The organism is 'Chrysanthemum coronarium' phytoplasma (genome assembly GCF_000744065.1).
In the GTDB taxonomy this organism is placed as follows: Bacteria; Bacillota_I; Bacilli_A; order Acholeplasmatales; family Acholeplasmataceae; genus Phytoplasma; species Phytoplasma asteris.
Window position 1 is genome coordinate 1 of record NZ_BBIY01000153.1, and the last position, 642, is coordinate 642.

The 642-nt window shown below is 31.9% G+C and carries 1 protein-coding gene; it reads right to left on the bottom strand.

Translation table 11 applies throughout. From position 1 onward, the window contains the following. Positions 1-36: 36 nt before the first annotated feature. Positions 37-642: pyruvate kinase (locus tag OYV_RS04245; protein ID WP_042068486.1), on the bottom strand; the 606-nt coding region annotated here is incomplete at its 5' end.

Consider the following 642-nt stretch of genomic DNA (forward strand, 5'->3'; position numbering starts at 1 on the left):
TAAAAGGTTTTCTTTGGAGTTTTTAAGTTGGTATACTTATGATAAAGCTTGATAATTAACTACTTTTTCAGCTTGATAATTAATTTTTTTCATATAAGTTACAGCTTCTACAGGATATTCACCTGAAGCACTTTCGCCCGATAGCATAGTAAAGGTGGTGCCTTCTCTAACTGCATTAAAGACATCAGAAGTTTCAGCTTTGGTTGGACGCGGATTTCTTTGCATAGATTCTAACATTTGAGTAGCTACTACAACTGGTTTGCCGTATTCTAAACATTTAGTAATCATACGTGTTTGGTAAAGTGGTACTAATTCGCCATCAACTTCTATTCCTAAATCACCTCTTGCAACCATAATACCGTCTGATTCTTGAATGATTTCTTCTAAATTATCAACACCTTCTTGATTTTCTATTTTAGAAATAATTTGGATGTTGGAATTTCCTTGTTCTTGTAAAATTTTTCTAATATCTTTGACATCTTGAGCTCTTCTAACAAATGAAGCAGCAATATAATCAAAATCTTGTTGGGCAGCAAAAACAATATCTTGATAATCTTTAGGAGAAATAAAATCCATTTCTAAATTAACTTTAGGAACATTTACACCTATACGAGATTTGATGGAGTGAGTATTTTTGGCTTT